27 protein-coding genes are annotated in these 21,723 nt (G+C 64.0%); 14 read left to right on the plus strand and 13 right to left on the minus strand.

From position 1 onward, the window contains the following. Positions 1 to 22: 22 nt before the first annotated feature. From Clow_RS08425 to Clow_RS08435, 3 genes are read right to left on the minus strand one after another with little or no spacing between them, the layout of a single operon-like run. Positions 23 to 622: a GNAT family N-acetyltransferase gene (locus Clow_RS08425; protein ID WP_055178337.1), complete on the minus strand. Its 600-nt coding sequence runs from the start codon at positions 620 to 622 to the stop codon at positions 23 to 25. Beyond that, complete coding sequence (gene glp / locus Clow_RS08430) at positions 619 to 1,881, minus strand: molybdotransferase-like divisome protein Glp (RefSeq protein WP_055178338.1); 1,263 nt, start codon at positions 1,879 to 1,881, stop codon at positions 619 to 621. The genes Clow_RS08425 and glp overlap by 4 nt, the downstream gene beginning before the upstream one ends. Positions 1,882 to 1,909: 28 nt before the next feature. Then, positions 1,910 to 2,821, minus strand: a complete 912-nt coding sequence (locus Clow_RS08435; protein ID WP_055178339.1) for a UTP--glucose-1-phosphate uridylyltransferase — start codon at positions 2,819 to 2,821, stop codon at positions 1,910 to 1,912. 62 nt (positions 2,822 to 2,883) lie between these two features. Here Clow_RS08435 and Clow_RS08440 point away from each other — a divergent pair, with 62 nt between their 5' ends. The 3 genes from Clow_RS08440 to mscL are packed head-to-tail and all read left to right on the plus strand — an operon-like array spanning position 2,884 to position 4,498. Then, the gene (locus Clow_RS08440; protein WP_055178340.1) at positions 2,884 to 3,450 is read left to right on the plus strand and encodes a 5-formyltetrahydrofolate cyclo-ligase; all 567 of its coding nucleotides are present in this window, start codon (positions 2,884 to 2,886) and stop codon (positions 3,448 to 3,450) included. 2 nt (positions 3,451 to 3,452) lie between these two features. Then, the gene (locus Clow_RS08445; protein ID WP_055178341.1) at positions 3,453 to 4,040 is read left to right on the plus strand and encodes an SAF domain-containing protein; all 588 of its coding nucleotides are present in this window, start codon (positions 3,453 to 3,455) and stop codon (positions 4,038 to 4,040) included. Positions 4,041 to 4,060: 20 nt separating this feature from the next. Beyond that, entirely contained in the window at positions 4,061 to 4,498 is a 438-nt protein-coding gene (mscL, locus tag Clow_RS08450) for a large-conductance mechanosensitive channel protein MscL (protein ID WP_055178342.1), read from the plus strand. Positions 4,499 to 4,665: 167 nt separating this feature from the next. Here the strand turns inward: mscL and Clow_RS08455 are convergent, their stop codons facing one another. The 5 genes from Clow_RS08455 to Clow_RS08475 form a co-directional block, all read right to left on the minus strand. Beyond that, positions 4,666 to 5,205, minus strand: a complete 540-nt coding sequence (locus Clow_RS08455) for a MogA/MoaB family molybdenum cofactor biosynthesis protein (RefSeq protein WP_055178343.1) — start codon at positions 5,203 to 5,205, stop codon at positions 4,666 to 4,668. Positions 5,206 to 5,215: 10 nt separating this feature from the next. After that, complete coding sequence (locus Clow_RS08460) at positions 5,216 to 6,421, minus strand: S1C family serine protease (protein ID WP_082418611.1); 1,206 nt, start codon at positions 6,419 to 6,421, stop codon at positions 5,216 to 5,218. Between the two features lie 218 nt (positions 6,422 to 6,639). After that, complete coding sequence (rpmF, locus tag Clow_RS08465; RefSeq protein ID WP_055178344.1) at positions 6,640 to 6,813, minus strand: 50S ribosomal protein L32; 174 nt, start codon at positions 6,811 to 6,813, stop codon at positions 6,640 to 6,642. Between the two features lie 20 nt (positions 6,814 to 6,833). Further along, entirely contained in the window at positions 6,834 to 7,106 is a 273-nt protein-coding gene (locus tag Clow_RS08470) for a type B 50S ribosomal protein L31 (protein WP_018119121.1), read from the minus strand. A 96-nt stretch (positions 7,107 to 7,202) separates the two neighbouring features. After that, a complete protein-coding gene (locus Clow_RS08475; protein ID WP_055178345.1) occupies positions 7,203 to 8,018 on the minus strand; it encodes a CPBP family intramembrane glutamic endopeptidase in 816 nt (271 codons plus the stop codon). 96 nt (positions 8,019 to 8,114) lie between these two features. On the opposite strand from Clow_RS08475, the gene Clow_RS08480 reads away from it, so the two are divergent. From Clow_RS08480 to Clow_RS08515, 8 genes are all read left to right on the plus strand, one after another. Further along, positions 8,115 to 9,191 (plus strand): sensor histidine kinase, encoded by a 1,077-nt coding sequence (locus tag Clow_RS08480; RefSeq protein ID WP_055178346.1) that lies wholly within the window; start codon positions 8,115 to 8,117, stop codon positions 9,189 to 9,191. Continuing rightward, entirely contained in the window at positions 9,182 to 9,796 is a 615-nt protein-coding gene (locus Clow_RS08485; RefSeq protein ID WP_055178347.1) for a response regulator, read from the plus strand. The genes Clow_RS08480 and Clow_RS08485 overlap by 10 nt, the downstream gene beginning before the upstream one ends. 95 nt (positions 9,797 to 9,891) lie before the next feature. Next, positions 9,892 to 10,128: a 50S ribosomal protein L28 gene (gene rpmB, locus Clow_RS08490; protein ID WP_018119125.1), complete on the plus strand. Its 237-nt coding sequence runs from the start codon at positions 9,892 to 9,894 to the stop codon at positions 10,126 to 10,128. 3 nt (positions 10,129 to 10,131) lie between these two features. After that, positions 10,132 to 10,296, plus strand: a complete 165-nt coding sequence (gene rpmG / locus Clow_RS08495; RefSeq protein WP_055122719.1) for a 50S ribosomal protein L33 — start codon at positions 10,132 to 10,134, stop codon at positions 10,294 to 10,296. Positions 10,297 to 10,299: 3 nt separating this feature from the next. Next, the gene (gene rpsN, locus Clow_RS08500) at positions 10,300 to 10,605 is read left to right on the plus strand and encodes a 30S ribosomal protein S14 (RefSeq protein WP_055178348.1); all 306 of its coding nucleotides are present in this window, start codon (positions 10,300 to 10,302) and stop codon (positions 10,603 to 10,605) included. A gap of 13 nt (positions 10,606 to 10,618) precedes the next feature. Continuing rightward, complete coding sequence (gene rpsR, locus Clow_RS08505) at positions 10,619 to 10,867, plus strand: 30S ribosomal protein S18 (protein WP_018119127.1); 249 nt, start codon at positions 10,619 to 10,621, stop codon at positions 10,865 to 10,867. Positions 10,868 to 10,948: 81 nt separating this feature from the next. Then, entirely contained in the window at positions 10,949 to 11,674 is a 726-nt protein-coding gene (locus tag Clow_RS08510; RefSeq protein WP_156334814.1) for a hypothetical protein, read from the plus strand. A 13-nt stretch (positions 11,675 to 11,687) separates the two neighbouring features. Next, the gene (locus tag Clow_RS08515) at positions 11,688 to 12,359 is read left to right on the plus strand and encodes a TetR/AcrR family transcriptional regulator (protein ID WP_055178350.1); all 672 of its coding nucleotides are present in this window, start codon (positions 11,688 to 11,690) and stop codon (positions 12,357 to 12,359) included. Here the strand turns inward: Clow_RS08515 and purH are convergent. Genes purH through Clow_RS08530 form a run of 3 tightly spaced genes read right to left on the minus strand, consistent with a single transcriptional unit; the run spans position 12,331 to position 15,472 of the window. Further along, on the minus strand, positions 12,331 to 13,863 hold the full coding sequence (gene purH / locus Clow_RS08520; protein ID WP_055178351.1) for a bifunctional phosphoribosylaminoimidazolecarboxamide formyltransferase/IMP cyclohydrolase: 1,533 nt from the start codon (positions 13,861 to 13,863) through the stop codon (positions 12,331 to 12,333). The genes Clow_RS08515 and purH overlap by 29 nt on opposite strands. Beyond that, entirely contained in the window at positions 13,860 to 14,411 is a 552-nt protein-coding gene (gene purN / locus Clow_RS08525) for a phosphoribosylglycinamide formyltransferase (RefSeq protein WP_055178352.1), read from the minus strand. Before purN ends, purH begins: the two co-directional genes overlap by 4 nt. Continuing rightward, positions 14,408 to 15,472, minus strand: a complete 1,065-nt coding sequence (locus Clow_RS08530; protein WP_156334816.1) for a cell division protein PerM — start codon at positions 15,470 to 15,472, stop codon at positions 14,408 to 14,410. The genes purN and Clow_RS08530 overlap by 4 nt, the downstream gene beginning before the upstream one ends. Before the next feature lie 121 nt (positions 15,473 to 15,593). Here Clow_RS08530 and Clow_RS08535 point away from each other — a divergent pair, with 121 nt between their 5' ends. After that, on the plus strand, positions 15,594 to 16,367 hold the full coding sequence (locus Clow_RS08535) for a M23 family metallopeptidase (protein ID WP_055178354.1): 774 nt from the start codon (positions 15,594 to 15,596) through the stop codon (positions 16,365 to 16,367). On the opposite strand, the gene Clow_RS08540 is transcribed toward Clow_RS08535, so the two are convergent. Further along, the gene (locus Clow_RS08540; protein WP_055178355.1) at positions 16,362 to 18,482 is read right to left on the minus strand and encodes a UvrD-helicase domain-containing protein; all 2,121 of its coding nucleotides are present in this window, start codon (positions 18,480 to 18,482) and stop codon (positions 16,362 to 16,364) included. The genes Clow_RS08535 and Clow_RS08540 overlap by 6 nt on opposite strands. Before the next feature lie 42 nt (positions 18,483 to 18,524). Here Clow_RS08540 and Clow_RS08545 point away from each other — a divergent pair, with 42 nt between their 5' ends. Both Clow_RS08545 and pgi read left to right on the plus strand, forming a co-directional pair. Further along, positions 18,525 to 18,776, plus strand: coding sequence for a chorismate mutase (locus Clow_RS08545; protein ID WP_055178356.1), 252 nt, complete (start codon positions 18,525 to 18,527; stop codon positions 18,774 to 18,776). A 5-nt stretch (positions 18,777 to 18,781) separates the two neighbouring features. Continuing rightward, positions 18,782 to 20,341 (plus strand): glucose-6-phosphate isomerase, encoded by a 1,560-nt coding sequence (gene pgi / locus Clow_RS08550; protein WP_055178396.1) that lies wholly within the window; start codon positions 18,782 to 18,784, stop codon positions 20,339 to 20,341. Here pgi and Clow_RS08555 read toward each other — a convergent pair. Next, positions 20,272 to 21,480, minus strand: a complete 1,209-nt coding sequence (locus tag Clow_RS08555) for an HNH endonuclease signature motif containing protein (RefSeq protein ID WP_055178357.1) — start codon at positions 21,478 to 21,480, stop codon at positions 20,272 to 20,274. The genes pgi and Clow_RS08555 overlap by 70 nt on opposite strands. Between the last annotated feature and the right edge of the window lie 243 nt (positions 21,481 to 21,723).

Genomic DNA, 21,723 nt, shown 5'->3' on the forward strand with positions numbered 1-21,723 from the left:
TCTGCCACCGGAGGCGCGCCGATTAGCGCACAAAGCCCAAACGCCGCAATCGCGCCACGCAGGTGCTGCCGTATTCTCCCGCCACCTGGGCCACAAGGTAGTGGTCACGCCAGGCGCCGTCGATATGCAGATTGCCGCGCAGATAGCCTTCCTCGCGGTAGCCATTGCGGTGTAATACCTTGCCGGAGGCCGGATTGCTGGGCAGGTAAGTGGCGGTCACGCGGTGCAATCCCAGGGTGGCAAAGGCGTAATCAGTACCCAGGGCGCAGGCGGCGGTGGCCACTCCCCTGCCCGTGCAGGCGGCGTCCACCCAATATCCCAGCCAACATTCTGCGGCCGTGCCGCGCTGGATATTGCCCAGGGTGAGTTGTCCGGCAAAGGAACCATCCACCTCGATAACCAGGGCGACCGTGCTTCCCTCCTTGGCGGACCGGCGCAGCTGATTGTAGTACTGCCACCACTGCCACAGGGTATGCGAATCCGCCCAATCGCCACGCAGGGTGGGCTCCACCGGGCGCAAAAAAGGCTCGTTGAGAATACGCAGCTGACACCACTGTGGCCCGTCCTTGCGACGCAGGGGGCGCAGCCGCACGGAGGTGCCGTCGGGGAGCAGCACGCTCATGAGCCCTGGGAGAGGAACATGACCTCCACGATGTCGCCGGGGCGAATCTCCGCCGCGCCGTCGGGAATACGGATCATGGCGTTAGCCGCGGAAAGCCCGGCCAGCAGATGCGCGGGGGCTCCGGTGGCCCCGCCGAGTCCTTCTACCAGGTAATCCTGGGTTTCCGCATCGCGCATGAGGCGGGCGCGCACAAACCCACGACGCCCCGGAATCGACGTCACGTGGTTGAGCGCACGGGCGCGCACCACCCGGCGCTGCGCATTGCGTTTACCCAGGCACAGCCGCACCAAGGGGCGCACGAACACCTCGAAGATCACCAGAGCGGAAACCGGATTGGAGGGCAGCAGGAATACCGGCACGCGATCATCGCCCAGCAGGCCAAAGCCCTGTACGGAACCGGGGTGCATGGCCACGCGGGTGGTATCAATATCGCCCAGTTCCTCTAATACCGCGCGCACGCGCTGGGAGCCGGTTCCCCCCACCGCGCCGGTAATCACCAGGATCTCGCTGCGCATCATCTGGCCCTCAATGATCTCGCGCAGGCGGCGGCTCTCTCCCTCCGCAATGCCCACGCGGTGCACATCGGCACCGGCCTCTTTGGCGGCGGCGGAAAGAGAATAGGAATTGACGTCGTACACCTGCCCCAGGCCGGGATCGCGGTGAATATCCACCAGCTCCGCCCCCACGGAGATCAACGAGATACGCGGGCGCGGGTACACCAACACCTTGGAGCGCCCCACGGCCGCCAGCAGACCGATCTGCGCGGGGCCAAGCACCGCCCCGGAGGAAACCGCCACGTCTCCTTTATTAATGTCATCGCCCACGCGGCGCACGAAGTCCCCGGAGCGCACCGCGCGCTGCGCGGAGACGCGCTTGCGGCCACGGTCGCTCCAATCGAGGGGCAGCACGGCGTCGGCAAGCGTGGGCAGGGGCGCTCCGGTGTGCACGCGCACGGCCTGCTTGGGTTGCAGGCGCAAAGGCTGCTGGGAGCCAGCGGCCACCTCGCCCACCACGGGCAGGGACTTTTCCACCGGCACCAGCGGCCCCTCGGAGGAACTTAAGCCTCGTTCACCGCCCACGTCCACGGCGCGCACGGCATAACCATCAATGGCAGCCTGGGCAAAGCCGGGCAGCGGGTCGGTGGCCTGCACCTCCTCGGCGCACATGAGGCCGAGCGCGTCCGCGATGGAAATGCGCACGGGCTCGGGCGTCATCGCCGCGTCGGCTATCAACGCCAGCTGTTCATCCACGGAACGCACTCGGCTCCTCCTTTCTTTTCAGCGCCCTCTAGCCCTCGTGCCTAGCCAGAATCTCCGTGATCGCCTTCTTCAACCCCGGGCCGTACACGGGGTGGCTCAGCCCAAAGTCCACGCAGGCGGGAATGTAACCGCCGGGGTTACCCAGGTCGTGCCGGGTACCCTCGTGGATCACCACGTGCACCGGGTGACCCTCGGTGATGAGCAGCTCGATGGCGTCGGTAAGCTGCAATTCCCCTCCCTTACCGGGGGTAATGCGGCTCAGCGCGTCGAAGATCGCGCGGTCGAGCAGGTAGCGGCCGGTGGCCACGAAGTTCGAGGGGGCATCGGCGGGATCGGGCTTTTCTACCATGCCCACCACGCGCTTGACGTCCCCGCGGGCGGTATCCTCCACGTCAAAAACGCCGTAGTTGTACACCTCATCGTGCGGCACCACGAAGGCGCACAGCACGGAGCCGCCGTATTCGGCGCGTACGGCGGCCATCTTCTCCATCACGCCCACCGGCAGCACGAGGTCATCGGGGAGCATGACGGCCACCACGTCCTCGTCCTCATCGAGCACGGTCTCCGCCAGGCCCACCGCGTGCCCCAGGCCAAGGGGGCGCTCCTGGGTGACGGGCACGGCGTCGATAATGCCGCTGGCGTGGCGCACCTTGTTTAGCTGCTCGTCCTTGCCGCGGGCGTGCAGGGTTTCCTCCAGGTCCGGGGCCGGGGAGAAGTGCGCTAGCACCCCTTCCTTTTGCGGAGCCGTGATGATGGCCAGCCGGGAGGCCCCCAGCGAGGCCGCCTCATCAGCGATGAGTTCGATGCCCGGTGTGTCCACCACCGGCAGCAATTCCTTGGGAACCGTCTTGGTGGCAGGCAGGAAGCGGGTGCCCAGCCCAGCGGCGGGAACCACCACAGTTTTAACCGCGTGCGGGTGTTCCGAAGTGGGTTCATTCATAACCTCACACCCTACCCATGCCTGCCCCAAAAACTATGTAACGCCACGGTAACCTGGGCACAGTGAATAAAGAAGAGCTCCGCCGCCGCCTTCTCCACGCCCGCCGCCACCGTCCACACAAGCAGCGTGACGACGCCGCCCTGGCCACCCAATGCCTGCGCCTGCTGGATTCTCGTGGCCCCGGCGCGGTGGCCGCCTATCACCCGCTGCCCAGCGAGCCCGGATACGGCTCCCTCCTTCCCGCCCTGCGCTCCACGGGCCGGGATATTCTTCTTCCCATCACCCACCCGGAAGGCCGCCTCACCTGGGCTTACGACGCCCCCACCCGCACCGGCGCGCTCGGAATCGCAGAACCCACGGGGAAGGAATACGGCGGGGAGATTCTGCTGACCTGCGCCCTCATTGTGGTGCCCGCCCTGGGTCTTACTCCCCAGGGATACCGGCTGGGCAAGGGTGGTGGCTATTACGATCGCTCGCTTTCCACCCTCTATCGCTCCGGCGAAAACCGCCCGCCGGTGGCCGCCCTGGTGTACCCGGAGGAGATTCGCGCAGATATTTCCGTGGAGCCCCACGATCAACCCGTGGATTACCTCGTGGAACCAAAGGGGTGGCGCCGGCAGTCCAAGTAGGCATGTTCGCCCGCTTGCTTTCTACCCTGCGCACCCCCGGTTGGCGCCGCACCGCCCTGCTGCGCCGCTTTTTGGCTTTGCTTCTGATCTTGCTTGCCGCCGCCCTGGCACTGCGCCCGCAGGGCACCCCCGCGCTCTTCTTCCGCGCCGAGGTAGCCACGGGCCAGGAAATCACCGCCGAACACGTGGAGGTGCGCCGCGCCCCCGCGCACCTCATTCCCTCCTCCGCCTTGGCCTCCCCGGAGGAGGCCCTGGGCAAGGTTCTCATCGCCCCCGCCGTGGCGGGAGAGCCGGTGACCCCCACGCGCTTTCTCGCCCCCGTGGCCTTGGCGGGGCGCGTGGCCGTTCCCGTGCCCCTCGATACTCCCGAGGACGTCTTGCACCACGGCGATGAGGTCTCCGTGGTCTCCCAGGGGGAGATCATCGCCACCGGGGCCACCGTTCTCCTGCCTCCCGATGCCCAACACCCCACGGCGCTGCTGGCCCTGCCCGAGGAAACCGCCGCCCGCGTGGCCGCAACCGCCCTTGACACCCCGCTCACTGTGCTCCTCAGCAAAGTAGGTTACAGTGCACCACGTCCCATTCATTGAATAATCCAGGAGGGTTTCCCTTGCTCAAGGGTTTTAAAGACTTCATTTTGCGCGGCAACGTCATCGAACTTGCCGTGGCCGTGGTGATCGGCTCCGCCTTCACCGCCATCGTCACCGCCTTCACCGATAACATCATCAACCCCCTCATCGCCGCCCTGGGCTCCAGCCCGGACGTGGACGGCCTGGCCATCGAGCTGCGCGCCGGCGACGCCGCCACTCGCATCGACTTCGGCGCCGTGATTACCGCCGGGTTGAACTTCCTCATCATCGCCGCCGTGGTGTACTTCATCCTGGTGGCCCCGATGAACAAGCTCAATGAGATGCAGGCTCGCCGCCACGGGGTTGAGGAGGACGAGGAAGAGAAGGTCTCCATCGAAGCCGGCTTGCTCTCCGAGATCCGCGATCTGCTCAGGGAGCAGCAAGATCAGCAGGATACCGGCGGCGCTCACCGCCTGTAATATTCAGCGCCCCTGGTACTCGGGCAGTACTCACCGCCCATAGTGCGGAGGCTGCTGCTCCCGGTAGTACTCCTCGCTGCGCGCCTCGAAGAAAGCCCGGTGCGGAGTATCGGCGCGGCGATCAATCCCCCGCGCCGTGCTAGGCCGCACCTTTCTGCGCTTGCGCCTCACGGCAATTCATCAATCACGTGGTGCACCAGCGGAGCCAGGGTAGCCATGCCATCGCGGATAGCGGGGCGCGAGCCCGCGAGGTTCACGATCACCGTGGAACCCGATACCCCAGAAATACCCCGCGAGGTGGCAGCCTCCACCGCGCCACAGCCCAGCCCCGAGGAGCGCAGGGCTTGTGCAATGCCGGGCACCAGTTGATCCAGCACCGCGCGGGTGGCCTCCGGGGTTTTATCCCTCGGGCCCACTCCAGTGCCGCCCACGGTGAGCACCAGGTCCACCCCTCCCACCACGGCGGTTTCAATCGCCTGGCGGATACGGGACTTCTTCGACTTCACCGTGACAACCCCGCCCACGGCAAACTCCGCCTCGCTCAAAAGTTCTGCCACGAGCGCCCCCGTGGCGGGGTCCTCCTCGTCGCTCACGAGCACCACCAGCGCCTTGTGGTGTGCCCGCGGCTGCTCCTCCTGCTCGGCTGCCAGCAAATAGCTGGTATCGGGCTCTAAATTCGGCAGGGTCGAGGAGATTCGATGTTCCATATCGAATAACTTAGTCCTCCGTGAGCGTGACCTCTACCGAATGGGGCTGGCTATCCCCCTGCGAGGTCACCTCCAAGGTCACCGTCTCCCCAAAATCATGGGAGCGCACGGCAGCAATCAACGCATCGGCGGAATCAATCAGGCGATCGTTGAGTTTGGTCACCACGTCGCCTTCCTTCAATCCCCCGCGCTCACCGGGGCTATCGGGATTCACCCCTCCGATCACCGCTCCCTTCACCGTCGTTTGGGTGGGCAGGCCCAGATCATCGCGGAGCACGCTCACCCCCAGCATCGGCTGGGTAGCGGTGCCCTTCTCCACCAATTGATCGGCCACGCTCTTGGCAAAGGAGGAAGGAATGGCAAAGCCCAGTCCGATGGACCCGGCCTGATCGGTGCCGCTGCTCAGCGAGGCGATCACCGAGTTCATGCCGATGAGGTTGCCGTTCATATCCACCAGCGGGCCACCGGAATTGCCGGGGTTGATGGCGGCGTCGGTCTGGATGGCGTCGATAAGCGAGGACTCCCCGCCCGAGGCAGACGCGCGCACCGGGCGATCCAGCGCGGAGACGATGCCCGTGGTGACGGTGGCCGAAAGTCCCAGCGGCGAGCCGATGGCTACGACGGACTGGCCCACCTGCACCTGGTCGGAATCGCCAAAGGAGATAACCGGAAGATCCTTGACATCGCGGATCTTGATAACGGCAATATCCGTGGCGGCATCGGCTCCCACCAGGTCGGCGGGGTGCGTGCTGCCATCGTTGAGCGTCACTTGCAGCTGGGAATTGCGATCCCCCGCCACGTGCGCATTGGTGAGCACCAGCCCATCGGAGGAAATAATCGCGCCGGAGCCTTCCTCCCCGCCCATAGCGCTGGCTACCTGAATGGATACCACGGAGGGCAACACGGACTGCGCCACCTGCTCCACCGAGCCCTCGGGGGCATCCTTATGGGCGGTCTGCTGGATACTCGGCTGTTGGAGGGAGTTCACCACCTGGGTTCCGTCCTCGCGCTGGCTGACCACCACGCCAGTCACCGCGCCCGCCGCGATGGCGGAAACCGTCATGAGTGCCACCGTGGGCAGCACCCCAAAGGATAATTTCTTCTTCGGAGCCTTCGGCTCAGGTTCCCCCTGCACCTGCGGCACCGGCTGTGTGGCGTCCGCCTGCGCGTGCTTCGGCTGCTCCCAGCCCCAGTTTTGCTGTTCCTCGTTGTTCATAGCACCAGATTATGCACCCCGGCTCTGACGCTTCACTGCCACGGGGGTTTGAGCTCAATAGGAGATGCTGATTGTTTCCTGTGTGAATACTGCAACGGCCCCGCGCGCGGCAGCGCGCATGATCCCACACAACAGCCCATGACAAAAGCCCCCGCCATAAGGCGAGGGCTTCTCATACTGCGCTGTGCACGGCTGTGCGCCTCAGACGCGCGGGGAGCTTAGAACTGCTCCACGTCCACCAGGCCGAGCTGAGCGGCCTTGACCAGGCGGCGCGGGATGCGCACGGTCTGGCCGTCGATGGTCACTTCCTGGAGGGCAACGTTATCGGCCTTCCACTGCGAGCGGCGCGCGTGGGTGTTGGCGCGAGACTTGCGGAACTTAGGTACTGCCATTTTCCTCTTCCCTCCTTACCTTAAGCCTGGGTCTTCTTCTTGCGGCGGGCCATGCCACCGAAGCGACGCTGGAACTTCTCCACGCGGCCGGCGGTATCCATGACGCGCTGAGCGCCGGTCCAGAACGGGTGGGACTCGCTGGTCACGTCCACCACGATGAGCGGGTACTCGTTGCCGTCCTCCCACTCCACGGTGCGGGAGCTGGTGGCGGTGGAGCGGGTCAGGAACTTCTGGCCGGTGCCAGCGTCCTGGAACACCACCGGGTGATAATCCGGGTGGATATCCTTCTTCATATCTCTCGATTCCTAAGGTTTGTACACTGGGTCGGTTCCCCGCTCACCGAGGATCGTGCCCAGGTTGGCTCGGTCAAAATCCTCTAGCACCCTACCCTATGCAGGGCGCTTTCTTAAAATTGCTTTGCGACGCCCCGCCTGCCGCAGGATCAGCACCGCCGCCACGGCCTGCGCGCCGCCGGAGAGCAGCACGAAGGCCGCAGGAAAACCCTCCGGCACCACCAGTGGCGGAACGAGGCTATTAAAGAGGTGCATTCCGCCATGCGTGGCCACCCCGGCCCACAGCGATCCGGTAACTATCCGCAGCGCCCCCGCCAGCAGGCCCATTCCCAGGGGCAGCACCAGGTACAGCAGGCGATCTCCCCAGGTCTGCTGACCTCCTTCGGAGAAAAGGTGAATCACGGTGAAGGCCGTCGTGGTCCAGGCCAGCGTGAGTCCCGGCTTGGTCTGGGTGACCTCCGCCAACCAGCCGCGGTAAATCAATTCCTCGGGGAATCCTTGGAGCACATAGGCCTGCACAAAGGCGTAGAGAACGCTTATCACCAGCACTATTCCCGTGGGGTATTCGGAGAAGAACTCCACCGTAGCCTCGCCCCGCAGGTAGCCCAGGGCGCCATAAAGCAGATATACCGCGCACATGAGGGGAAGAATCACGGCGGTGCCGAGGAGAAAACCGCGCGGATAACGCAATAATCCTCGCAGAGAAAACCCCTCCACCCAGCGCACCCAACCGGCTACGAAGAACAGCACCACTAGGGCGGTCAGGCCAAAGGTGGCGATGCGTAATAACGGATTATCGGTATCAAAGAGCCAGGTGCGCACCATATTGGCACTCATAATCAGGGCCGCCGCCACGCAGGCTCGGAGCACCAGGCCCCACCAATTCACTGGAATACGGGGAAAGGAAGTCATATTTCCATGCAACCCGCTCTTGTTCTCTCGCTCTAGGCCCCGGAGTCACGAAAAATCATGACCCCGGTCATGGGTTCACCCCGGTAGCGTGAAATTATGCCTGCCGTTTCCCGCTCCCATCTCCATTTGCTCTTTGGGCTGGCGCTCTTCCTTTATCTCTCTGCCTTCTTTTCCTCCACGCCCACCCGCAGCATTCTGGGCCTGGTTTTAGGGATTGCGTTATGCGGATTGTGGTTCCTCTGGATGCGGGGAATTAAAAGGCCGCTCACCAGCATCGCCTTTGCCGCCACAGCCTTTCTTGGCTATATCACCGCAGATTGGGTATCCAGCGCAGCCATGCAGATCATGGCGATTCTACTTCTTTTGCTGAGCCTGGGGCGCAGCGCGGCCTTAATCTTTTTGGCGCTCATCATCGCGATCACCGCAGCCATACACATCTATGCGGGAAGCGAGCCCTCAAAGATTATCCGGGAATCCCTGGGCATTGGCACCCTTGTGGGTTTTGGTTATGCCCTCGCCGCGCAGATTCAGTACGGCATGAACCTGAACGCTCAGTTACGGGAGCAAATAGCCCTCAAAAGAGACCTCCTCCTTTCCAGGGAGCGCGAGCGCCTGGCCCAATCCCTTCACGACGGCCTGAGCCACCGCCTCATCGCCATCATCCTCAGCCTCGATCTCTCCCAGCGCCTCCTGGCAGATCAAGAAAGCCCGGCTAAAAAGGAACTCTCTCAGGCCCGCCGCCTAGCGGGCGGCGCCCTCGACGATATGCGCGCCACCGTCCGCGCCATGACCCCCATCGAGCTCCAAGAAGGCGACCTCCTCCACACCCTTCGTACCGTGGCCGATTCCTTTTCTTCTACCTCGCTTGCGGTGCACGTCCGCGGCTCCGCCAATCCCCCGGAGGACGTATCCCTGCTGGCCCTCCGCTTCACCCAGGAGGCGCTGAGCAATGTGGTGCGCCATAGCGACGCCGGGGAGATCACCATTACCGTGAACTCCCAACCGGGCAGGTTCACCATCCAGGCTCTCGACGACGGCTCCCCCACCGCCCCACAAACCTCCGGCTACGGCATTGCCTCCCTGCGCCGACGCGCTCAGGAATACGGTGGAACGGTACAAGCACTCCCCCAACCCCGCGGTTTCCTCCTCCGCATGGAGGTACCGTGCGCGTAATCCTCATCGACGATCACCAGGTAGTCCTCCACGGCCTCCACCTCGTGCTGGAAACCTTTGAGGATATTGAGGTGGTGGCGGCCACCGCCGAGGGATCGCGCATCTCCGCCCTCATCCGGGAGCACCACCCGGACATCGTGGTCACCGATGCCGCCATGCCGCAGTTCGACGCCCTCCATGTGCTGCGTGCCTGCCATGCCACCCAACCGGATCTTCCCGTGTTGATCTTGACCACCTTCGGCCAGGCAGACCTCGTTTCCTCGCTTTTGGAAGCCGGGGCCGCCGGGTATCTGCTCAAAGGGGTCTCCCCGGAAGAGCTCGTGGCCGCCATGCGCGCCGCCTGCCGGGGCGGGCTCGTCCTCGATCCCAGAGTGGCCCGCTATGCCCACGGGGAACTCACCGTGCTTACCCGCACGGAAAGAACCGTGGCTGCTTTGGTGGCCCGCGGATACAACAATCAGGAGATAGCCCGCGAGTTGGTGCTGGCGGAGGGGATGGTGAAAAATCATGTTTCCGCGCTGCTGCGCAAACTTCGCGCCCGCGATCGCACCGCCCTGGCCCTCCGGTTGGCACGGCAATTAGGTTATTTGGACCCTAACCGCTAGGATTGCTTCTTGCTGTTGTCGAAAAACATTCGTCTTCGCCCCCGTCTACTGCTTAATAGTGTTTTGACGTGGGCGGCTAGGAGAAAGTTACACCCATGTCGGCTATTTGCCAGGTCACGGGACGCAAGCCGCAATTCGGCAAGTCCGTCTCGCACTCGCACCGCCGTACGTCGCGCCGTTGGAACCCCAACATCCAGCGTCGTCGGTTCTACCTGCCCTCTGAGGGCCGTACCATCACCCTGAACGTTTCCACCAAGGGTCTCAAGGTCATCGACCGCGATGGCATCGAGGCCGTGGTCGCCAAGATTCGAGCACGTGGGGAGAAGATCTAAGAGATGGCACGTAATGACGTTCGTCCGATCATCAAGCTGAAGTCTACGGCTGGCACCGGTTACACCTATGTCACCCGTAAGAACAAGCGCAATAACCCGGATCGCATCACTTTGAAGAAGTACGATCCGGTAGCCCGCAAGCACGTCGAGTTCCGCGAGGAGCGATAATTCATGGCTAAGAAGTCCAAGATTGCCAAGAATGAGCAGCGCAAGGAAGTTGTCGCCCGCTTTGCGGAGCGTCGCGCTGAGCTCAAGGCCATTATCAAGAACCCGAACTCGACCGATGAGGAGCGCCTGGACGCGCAGTTCGAGCTGAACCGCCAGCCGCGCGACGCCTCCCCCGTTCGTGTTCGCAATCGTGACTCCCACGATGGCCGTCCGCGCGGTTACCTCCGCAAGTTCGGTCTTTCTCGCGTGCGTATGCGCGAGATGGCTCACCGCGGTGAGCTGCCGGGTGTCCGTAAGTCCAGCTGGTAGGAGTTGTTCATAAATGAAGCGTAACAACGCAAAGCGCGCTCGCGTTGAGCAGAGCCGCCGCCCCAAGAAGAACCCGCTGAAGGCAGCGGGCATTGAAACGGTGGACTACAAGGACATCAACACCCTTCGTCAGTTCATCTCCGATCGCCACAAGATTCGTTCGCGCCGCGTCACGGGCCTGACCCCGAAGCAGCAGCGCGAGGTTGCCACCGCCGTGAAGAACGCGCGCGAGATGGCTCTCCTGCCGTTCACCAGTCGCTAAAGACTGGGCTTAGAACAACAACAGCGGATTAACCCGCCCACTGCAATAGTGGGCGGGTTATTGGCGTTTATGCTGGTATCCATGCACCCCTCCCTCGTAGACCTCGCCCACCAGGCCCCCACCTGCACCAGCCAGGCGCAGATCCGCGGGCTCATCGCGGAATCCCAGGAGCTGGCCCGCAACGCACTCCACCACGGAGAAACCGCCGTGGACGTCGCCCGCTGGTACTCCGGCGTGGTCAACGATCTCCTCCGCTCCCCCGCCCTGGCCGAGTACCCGGAGGTCAGGCCCGTCGGTGCCCTGGCGCGCGGGGAGGCCCTGCCCTCCACTCCCCTGTTATGGGTGAGTGAACACGGCCCCAGCCCGCAATCGCAGTTCTGGGAGCAGGCCCGGGACGTCCCAGAACCCCCACCGCAGCCAGAGCTCGAACAGGCCCTCGCGCAGCGTCCACCGGCCATGCGCACGATCGACGGTCTCCCGGACCTCAACGCCGAGGTGGACATCCACGCCCACCTCATTGCCCCGGCCGCCACGCTGGCGCATTGGGCGGCACAAACCCCGGCACTCTCCACCCCGGAGCGCCTAGCGCAGACCAAACTCACCGCAGAGGAGGCCGAGGCCTTACTTCAAGCATGGAATACTGGTATGGAGTTGGAGGCACAGCGCTGGCGGGATCGCGTGCCTACCACGCTCACGGCCCGCGAGTTACCAGCCTTGCAGCGCAGCGCCTTTGGCGCGGCGGCGCGCTCGGTATCCCTGGTGATCCGCTCCGTGGCCGCACGCAATAACATCAGTACCGAACGATAAAGGAGGCAGCGCAATGGCAGGAGCCGTGGGACGACCCCGTAAAAATAGCCCGCGCAGGCGTGGCAATACCGCGCGCGAGGAAATACTCGACGCCGCCTCGGAACTCTTCACCGTGCAGGGCTTTGCCACCACGTCCACGCACCAGATAGCCGACGCCGTGGGTATCCGCCAGGCCTCCCTGTACTATCACTTCCCCTCCAAGGCGGAAATCTTCCTTACCCTGCTGAAGTCCACCATCGAGCCCTCGGCCGATCTGGCGGAATATCTCGGGGCCACGGAGGCCTCCGCCCCGCAGCGTCTGTGGTCCCTGGTGGCGGCGGAATCGCGGTTGCTGCTGCTGAGCCGCTGGAACGTCGGCAGGCTCTACCAACTGCCCATCGCCGCCTCAGAGGAGTTCGCGGAGTATCACGCCCAACGCGAGGGGCTGCGCACGACCTTCGAGGGGCTGGCGGCGGACATCGTGGGGAAGGGCGACCCCCGCTGTATGCTCCCCTTCCACATCGCCATGTCCGTGATCGAGATGCGCGATAACACCGGCACCGCCCCCTATACCGGAGATGGCCTCCCGGAGGAGGCCATCATGCTTGCCGACGCCGCCCTCGACGTCCTGCATACCCCCCTGCCCGAGGAGCGCGTACCGCGCACCCTCGAACTTCTTAGTGCGCGAAGTGTCGCGCGCCCGTGAGATACATCGTCACGCCGGCCTTCTTGGCGGCCTCGATGACCTCCTCGTCGCGGATGGACCCACCCGGCTGCACCACGGCCTTGACCCCGGCCTGAGCCAGTACCTCGAAGCCGTCCGCGAAGGGGAAGAAGGCGTCGGAAGCCGCCACGGCGCCCTCGGTGCGCTTGCCCTCCCCCAGGGTGTTGGCGCGCTCCACGGCCAGCTTGGCGGAGTCCACGCGATTGACCTGCCCCATGCCCACGCCCACAGTGGCGCCCTCGCGGGCGATGAGAATGGCGTTGGACTTCACGGCGCGCACGGTGCGCCAGGCGAAGTTGAGTTCCTTGAGTAGTTCCTCAGAGCCCTCGCCGGACACCAGGGTCCAGGTGCTGGGGTCGTCGCCGGGGGCGTCGATAGCATCGCTGCGCTGCGCCAGCAGGCCGCCGGAGATTTGCTTGATCTCCTTATAGCCGCGCGCGGGGGCCTCTGCTTCCAAGATGCGCAGGTTCTTCTTGCTCTTGAGCAGTTCCAGGGCCGCCTCCTCATAGGAAGGCGCAATGACCACCTCGGTGAAGATCGGCTTGATCTGCTCGGCCATCGCCAGGGTGACCTCGCGGTTGGCCGCTATCACGCCGCCGTAGGCGGAAAGCGGGTCGCAGGCGTGCGCGTTGGCGTGCGCCACGGCGATGTCCTCGGAGACCGCGATGCCGCAGGGGTTGGCGTGCTTGATGATGGCCACGCAGGGATCCTCGTGATCCCAGGCGGCGCGCCAGGCGGCGTCGGCATCCTGGTAGTTGTTGTAGCTCATCTCCTTGCCGTGGTGCTGCACGGCACCGGCCAGGCCGCCGCCGGAGGTGTACAGAGCCGCGCTCTGGTGAGGATTTTCGCCATAACGCAGCTCGTGGGCCAGGCGGTAGGAGGCCCCCACCCACTGCCCCTCGGAGATCCAGGTAGCCACGGCGATGTCGTATTCCGCGGTGTGGCGGAAGGCCTCGGCGGCCAGGGCGCGGCGCTCGTCGAGGCTAAACCCACCCTCGGCCACGGCGCGCGCCACCTCACCATAGGCGGCGGGATTGACCACCACGGCCACCGAGGGGTGGTTCTTGGCGGCGGCACGCACCATCGAGGGGCCTCCAATGTCGATCTGCTCCACGCAGGCATCAAAGTCCGCGCCCGAGGCCACCGTCTCGCTAAAGGGATAGAGGTTCACCACCACGAGCTGGAAGGGCTCCACGCCCAGCTCCTCCAACTGCGCCAGGTGATCTTCCTTGCGGGTATCGGCCAGGATTCCGGCGTGAACGCGCGGGTGCAGCGTCTTGACGCGCCCTTCCAGGCACTCCGGGAAGCCCGTGAGATCCTCCACGCGGGTCACCGGCAGCCCGGCACCCGCCACGGTGGCGGCGGTGGAACCGGTAGAGACGATCTCCACCCCGGCCTCGTGCAGGGCCGTGGCCAGTTCCACCAGTCCGGTCTTGTCATAGACGCTCAGCAAGGCACGCTTAATGCCCTTGCGGCTTTCACTCATCTGAGATTCTCCTGTTGCTGTGCGGACAGCACCCGCACAATGAGTTGGCGTTCAACTTTCTTAATGCGCTCGTGCAGCGTGGCCTCATCATCCCCCGGCTCCACCGCCACGGCTTCCTGCGCGATGATGGGGCCGGTATCCACGCCCTCATCCACATAGTGCACGGTGGAGCCGGTGACCTTCACCCCATAGGCCAGGGCGTCGCGCACCGCGTGCGCACCGGGGAAGGAAGGCAGAAGGGCCGGGTGAGTATTGATGGTGCGCCCGCCGAACTTATCCAGGAAGGCGGGCCCCAGGATCTTCATAAAGCCTGCGGAAACCACCAGATCCGGGGAGCCCACGGCCTGAGCGAGAGTGACATTCCAGGCGTGGCGATCGGGCTGCATGGGCACCACCTCGGTGCTCACCCCCGCCTTCTCCGCGCGTTCCAGGGCGAGGCAGGGATTATCGGCAATCACCTTGCTCACCCGATACTCCCCCTGGTGATCCAGGATCGCCTGGAGCAGCGTTCCGCTGCCGGATACCAAAACCACAACGTTGAATGTCACGCGCTAAGCCTACCCGCCAGTTTGTGTACCAGCCCAGCCGCGACCCCCAGGCCCGCCACCCACACAAAAATCAGCAGCCCGGCCAGCCACTCCATCACCCCCGTGGCTCCGTATATTCCCATCTCACCCCCGGCCAGATAACTCACCACCAGGCCCACCGACCCAGCGCAGGCCCCCGCGTACACGGCCTCGCGCCAGGTGGGCACGCGCTTCCACCACAGCGCCACCGCCGCCGCGGCCGGGATTGCCAGGAAAAGCACCGCCCAGGAGGCCATCTGCCCCGGCACGCTAAACAGCGGCAGCGGGGGCAGCGGCACGAGGTGCACGCTAAAGAGGCTTATCGACGCCTCCCCGGCATGGAACTCCGAGCCCACCAGCACTGCGGCAGCGGCGATCACCGCGTTAGGCAGGTAGAGCAGACTCACCGCCACCTCCCCAGGGCCGGTACTCTGCCAATTCCATGCCGCCACGATCACCCACACCACGGCCGCCGCGGCGAGCACATACAGCAGATAGCGCACGGCCTCCTTCGCCCACTGCGGCCACCACTGGCGCAGCGGGCCGACGAGCAGCGCTATCCCGTGCACTAAGAGAGTATTGAGAAAGGCCCACGGCGAGGGGACGTCCACGGGGTAGACCGAGCGGGCGTCGAAAAGCATGAGCCAGGCGATACCCGTGAGCAGCAGCGGAACCCCCATGAGCAGGGCGTAGTCCAACCTGCGGGTGGGGCGCGCGCGGCTGAGCAGCCAGATCATGCCGATAGCCGGAAGCAGCGGCAGGAATCCGAGTGTGATTCCGTCGAGGCGGATGGGAGACATATTTAATACCAGCCACAACTGCGCCACCGTGGCGGGCATCGCCGTCAGTGAGGTGGAGGTGATGAGCAGGCCGGTCATGGCCACCACGATGATCGCTAAAATCACCACGACGTGCGGTAATAGCACCGTGGGGAGGTATCGCTGCACGCCCTTGTCCGGGGTGAGAGAGGGGGCTGTGACCTCCCGGCGAGTGCGGCGCCGGGAGGCACCGGGGCGTCTATTCGTGCTCGTCTTTTTACTCACCGTGCCAGGATATAACCGAAATAGTGGAAAACAGGTTGCCCCGCTCCCATCGAGACGCTATCGTTACACTTCGAGATAACGAAAAGGTCACGATTTGTTAACGTGGCGTTACGAACGACAGATGGAAGTGAACGAGTTGGGCAGGCACCACAAATTCAATCCCTCGCAATCCGCTAGAGGGCGCATCGCTCTCGTTGCCGTCGCCACGGGCGCTGTCTCTACCGCCGGGGCTGGCGGAGCTGCTGCCGCCCAGCACTCCCACGCGGATTCCGTGGACTACTCCCTCGCCAACGACGCCGAGGCCCTGCCTAGCTCCTCCCCGCAAATCCTCGCCATCTCCGAGTTCAAGCCCGCCACAGGCATTGAGGATCAGCTCGGCAAGGCCGTGAAGTACGCCTCCGAGCGTGCCAAGGCCGCAGAAGCCGCCAAGGCGGCGCTACTCGCCCAGACCGCCGAAATCTCCTCCGCCGCCCCCATCGAGGAGGGTTCCGCCGCCGTGGCTAACGCCCTGGGCGCGGTCAAGCCCGCCATCGGCGCCTTTACCTCCGGCTTCGAGCTGCGTTGGGGCACCTTCCACAAGGGCATCGACATCGCCAATGCCGAGGGCACCCCGATTAAGGCCGTGCTGGACGGCACCGTGATTGATTCGGGCCCCGCCTCCGGCTTTGGCCAGTGGATTCGTATTCGCCACGATGATGGCACCGTCACGGTCTACGGCCACATGTCCACCCTGGCGGTGTCCGTGGGCGAGCGCGTGGCCGCCGGCCAGACCATCGCCGGCATGGGCAGCCTGGGCTTCTCCACCGGCTCCCACCTGCACTTTGAGGTGCACCCCGCTGGCGGCGACGCCATCGACCCCGTGCCGTGGCTCGCCGCCCACGGCATCACGCTATAGCTTTTCCATCGGTAATCCGCCGATCAGCATGAGGCGCACTGTCCCGGCTGACCCGAAATCAATGGTCACCGTGGCATGTGCGCCTATTCCGTCTGCCGCAATCACCGTGCCCAGCCCGTACTTGGCGTGATTCACCCGATCACCCACCACCAGGCTCAGGCTCTTATTCTTCGTGCGCTGCGGCTTGAGCCCCCTTGTACGGCCTTGATCCTCTCCCTCCCATTCCACGAGGTTCGAGGGAATCTCCTGCAAAAAGCGGCTGGGTGGATTACTAATCGGATTACCCCAAGCCGAACGCAGCGTGGCCCGGGTAAGGTAAAGACGCTGACGCGCACGAGTAATGCCCACGTAGGCCAGGCGGCGCTCCTCGGCCAACTCCCTCGGATCGCCCAGAGAACGCAGGTGCGGGAACTGCCCATCCTCCCAACCGATGAGGAATACCGCGGGAAACTCCAGGCCCTTGGCCGTGTGCAGGGTCATCATGGTCACCATGCCCTGTTCATCGTCGGGAATCTGGTCCGCATCCGCCACCAGGGATACCCGCTCCAGGAAGGCTTGGAGGCTACCGTCAAAGTCCTCTCGGTGGGCGGCCTCGGAGCTGAACTCCCGGCCCACAGACACTAACTCGTTGAGGTTATCCAGCCGCGCCCCGTCCTGGGGATCGTTCGAGGCCTCTAGCTCATCGCGGTAGCCGGTCACATCCAGAATCTCGTTGATGAGCTCCCCGATGTTCTCCGACATATTCTCCCGCAGGCCCGCCATCATCTCCACGAAGCGCCCCACCGCATTGCGGCCCCGAGCGCCCAGCATGTCCACCTTGCCCTCGGCGGCCTGTTCCAAGGACGCGCTAAAGGAAATACCCTCCTGTTCCGCATGTAGGGCTATGAAGGACTGCGCGCGATCCCCAATGCCGCGCTTGGGGGTATTGACGATGCGCCTCATACTCACCGTGTCCTCCGGGTTATCAAGCACCCGCAGATAGCCCACGACGTCGCGCACCTCGCGGCGCTCATAAAAGCGCGTGCCACCCACCACCTTGTAGGGAACCCCGGTGCGGATGAACACATCTTCCAGGGCTCGGGAGGAGTTATTGGTGCGGTACATCACCGCGATGTCGGAATAGTTCATGCCCCCGTCCACGAGCTTATCCACCTCGGCGGCGATGTAGCGGGCCTCGTCGTGCTCGTTATCGGCCACATACCCCAGAATCTTCTCCCCCTCACCCAGCGCCGTCCACAGCTTCTTCTCGCGCCGGTTTTCGTTGCGTGCAATCACGGCGTTGGCGGCGTCGAGAATCGTCTGGGTGGAGCGGTAGTTCTGCTCTAGGAGCACCGTGCGGGCATCGGGAAAGTCTCGCTCAAACTCCTCGATATTGCGGATCGTCGCACCGCGGAAGGCGTAGATGGATTGGTCGGAATCACCCACCACGCACAGTTCGCTGGCGTCCTCTCCCCTTCCCACCAGGGTGGATACCAGCTCGTATTGGGCGTGGTTGGTGTCCTGGTATTCGTCGATGAGAACGTGGCGGAAGCGGCGTCGATAGTATTCCGTAACCTGCGGATACTCCTTGAAGATCCGCACCACCTCCCCGATGAGATCGTCGAAGTCCACGGCATTGGCCTGGCGCAGCCGCGCCTGATACTCCGCGTAGACCTGCTCGATCGTGCCCTCCACCGGATCGGTGAGTTCATTTTTGGCATTCGAGATCGCCGCCGCCAGCGCGCGGGGGCTAAAGCGCTTGGGGTCGAGGTTCATCTCCTTGGCGATCATGCCCAGCAGGCGGCGGGAATCGTCGGAATCGTAGATGGTGAAGTTCTTTTTCAACCCCGCCAACTCGGCCTGTTGGCGCAGGATACGCACGCACACGGAGTGGAAGGTGGACACCCACATGCGCTCTGCGATGGGCCCCAGGCGATCGCGCATCTCTGCCGCCGCCTTGTTGGTAAAGGTAATCGCCAGAATCTGCCCCGGCTGCACCCCCCGGTGCCGCATCAAATAGTCAATCCGCTGCGTGAGCACGGCGGTCTTGCCCGAGCCCGCCCCCGCCACGATGAGGAGGGGGGAACCGATGTGTTCCACGGCGGCGCGTTGCTGATCGTTGAGTGAATAATTCATGATGCCTTCCAACCTACCCGTGGCCCGTGGCACTATATATCCATGAACACCGATGATGAGATCCAGCGCTACCGCGAGGAAATCAACCGGCTTGACCAGGAAATCCTCGACGCCATTAAGCGACGCACCGAAATTTCCCGCCTCATCGGCCGCACCCGCCGCGATTCCGGCGGAACGCGCCTGGTCCACGCCCGCGAGGTGGCCATCATTAACCACTTCCGCGAGGAGATAGGCGAGGAAGGCCCTGCCCTGGCCGCCATTCTGCTGCGCATGGGGCGTGGAAGATTAGGCTAGTGGGCATGAGTATGTGGCAAAAGCTCCAGTCCCGCCCCACCGAGTTCAACCTCCGCGAACTCTTCACCGACTCCAACCGCGCCGCCAGCCTCACCTTCGACGCCGCCGGCCTGCACGTGGACCTCTCCAAAAACCTTATCGACGCCCCCACCCTCACCGATCTCCTCGCCCTCGCGGAGGAATCAGGTGTGCGCGAGCGCACCGAGGCCATGTTCCGCGGCGAGCACATTAACACCACCGAGGACCGCGCGGTCCTGCATACCGCTCTGCGTCTGCCCGCGTCTGCCGACCTCAGCGTGGACGGCCAGGACATCGCCGCCGACGTCCACGAGGTCCTCGGCCGCATGCGCGATTTCGCCACCGCCCTGCGCTCCGGCACCTGGCGCGGGCACAGCGGCCACACCATCAAAAAGATCGTGAACATCGGCATCGGCGGCTCCGACCTCGGCCCCGCGATGGTCACCAAGGCCCTGCGCGCTTATGCCACGGCTGGCATCACCGCCGAGTTCGTCTCCAATATCGACCCCGCCGACATCACCGCCGCCCTCGACGGCCTCGATCCCGAGTCCACCCTCTTCATCGTGGCCTCCAAGACCTTCACCACGCAGGAAACCCTCACCAATGCCCGCGTGGCCAAGCAATGGCTTCTCGACGCCTTCGACGGCGACACCGCCGCCGTGGCCAAGCACTTCGTGGCCGTATCCACCAATGCGGAAAAGGTAGCGGAGTTCGGCATCGACACCGCCAACATGTTTGGCTTCTGGGACTGGGTGGGCGGACGCTACTCCGTGGACTCCGCCATCGGACTTTCCATCATGGCGGTCATCGGACCCCGCGATTTCATGCGCTTCCTCGAAGGCTTCCACGCGATGGACGAGCACTTCCGCACCACTCCCTTCGAGCGCAACGTGCCCGTGCTCATGGCCATGCTGAACATCTGGTACACCAACTTCCTCGGTGCCCAGACCCACGCCGTGCTCCCCTATTCCCAGGACCTTTCCCGCTTCCCGGCCTATCTCCAACAACTCACGATGGAGTCCAACGGCAAGTCCGTGGACCGCGAAGGTAATCCCGTGGAACACGGCACCGGGGAAATCTTCTGGGGTGAACCCGGAACCAACGGGCAGCACGCCTTCTTCCAACTCATGCACCAGGGCACCCGCCTGATCCCCGCAGACTTCATCGGTTTTGTGCGCCCCAAGGACGGCGAAGAGAGCATGCACGATCTGCTCATGGGCAACTTCTTTGCCCAGACCAAGGTGCTGGCCTTTGGCACGCAGGGCGATCTACCCGCCCACCGCATCATGCCCGGCAATCGCCCCTCCACCACGATCCTCGCGGAGGAACTCACACCTCATTCCCTTGGTGCGCTCATCGCGCTGTACGAACACATCACCTTTGTGCAGGGCACCGTATGGGGCATCAACTCCTTCGATCAGTGGGGCGTGGAACTAGGCAAGAAACAGGCCAATGAGCTTGCTCCCGCAGTATCTGGTCAAGAAGATCCCCGTACCGGGGACTCCTCCACTGATGAACTCATCGCGTGGTATCGCCGCCGCAGGTAGTGGCCCCAGTTATATGACCAGGTGGCGTACTGCGGGTTAGCCAACGGTCCACCGGGAATAGTGGCAGTGGTGGTGCCGTCTCGGAATGTCCAGCGGCACACCCCGGAGTGCGTCATAAACATTCTGGCCTCGTCAAAGGTCAGCATGTTGTGATGCTTGCGGCACAGGCAGGCCAAGTTAGTGAGTGACGTGGGACCACCCACCTCGTATTCAATGACGTGGTGCAAGTCCGTGCGCTGGGAAGCACAGCCCGGATAACGGCACCCGCCATCGCGCAGACGTACCGCCGCCGCTAAGGGGGCGGCGGGATCGTGGCCCTGAGTTTCTTCCAGGGCAGCGCGTAGATCACGGCGGTGGGTGATGCGCCGCGCCCAAAAGCGTCCCTGGGCCTCGGTAAGGTCCCCGGCTCCCACCAAATGCACCGGCGTCTCCCCCGCCCCAAAGAGATTGAGGGTGACGCGGAAGGAGCCGACGTCGGTAGCCAGGTGAAAGAGCGCCTCGGAGAGGCTGCACTGTTCGCGCTGGGAAATAGCCTTGAGCGCCTGATACACCGCGTGAGCCTGATCTCTGGGCAGGCGAATATCCAGGCGCGATTCCCTCGTGAGATGGCGCAGCACCCGCGGGGGCGAGGCCCGGTCGTAGAAACCCGGTACCAGGGATTCCACGAAGGCACGCAGCTTGCGCACGATGGCGCGGCGCGTCGGCAGCGTTTGCATGGGCACGATGGGCGTGAGGTATTCCGCCAGGTGGGCGTCGATAGCTTCCCAATGCTGCTCCGGCACTCCGCGCAAGCTGTACGCAATGCCCACAAGACGATCCATGTCCAGCCATCCCTTGCTCACGGCGGTGGCATAAAACCTGGGGAGGTTACGCATGATGTGCACCGCGTAAATGCGATTGCGCACATAAAAGGGGCTGCACCCCATGCGCGAGGCCAGGGATTCTATGGTTTGACTGAACTCATGGTCCTCAGAGGAGGGAATCAGCCCCTCCCAGAACACCAGTTCCTCTTTATTCATGCGCACGTAACGCTGAGCATAGACATCTCCCGGCATGGCACAGAGATAGTGTGGTTCATCTGGAACGTAGCGCTCAATCCATGTGTTATCCAGCGCCTCGTCTGCGAAACTGAGAGTCATGGTTCCCCCTTATGAGCCATCTTCTTACCCCTGCCCATAAGGATACACCACATCCACCCCGCATGCGACCATGCGTTCGAAGTTTGTCCGTGCCCACCCTCTACAACTCGATCCAGCAGAACGTCCCCCGAGTAGCCCCCGCTCACAATCCCCGCGTACCAGGGTTGCGCTTATCCTGCTGGACGCCTGTTGTAGTGCGTCCTACCCGCTGAGAGATAGCTCAGCACACACTTTGGTATACGC

The organism is Corynebacterium lowii, from assembly GCF_001412085.1.
GTDB lineage: Bacteria > Actinomycetota > Actinomycetes > Mycobacteriales > Mycobacteriaceae > Corynebacterium > Corynebacterium lowii.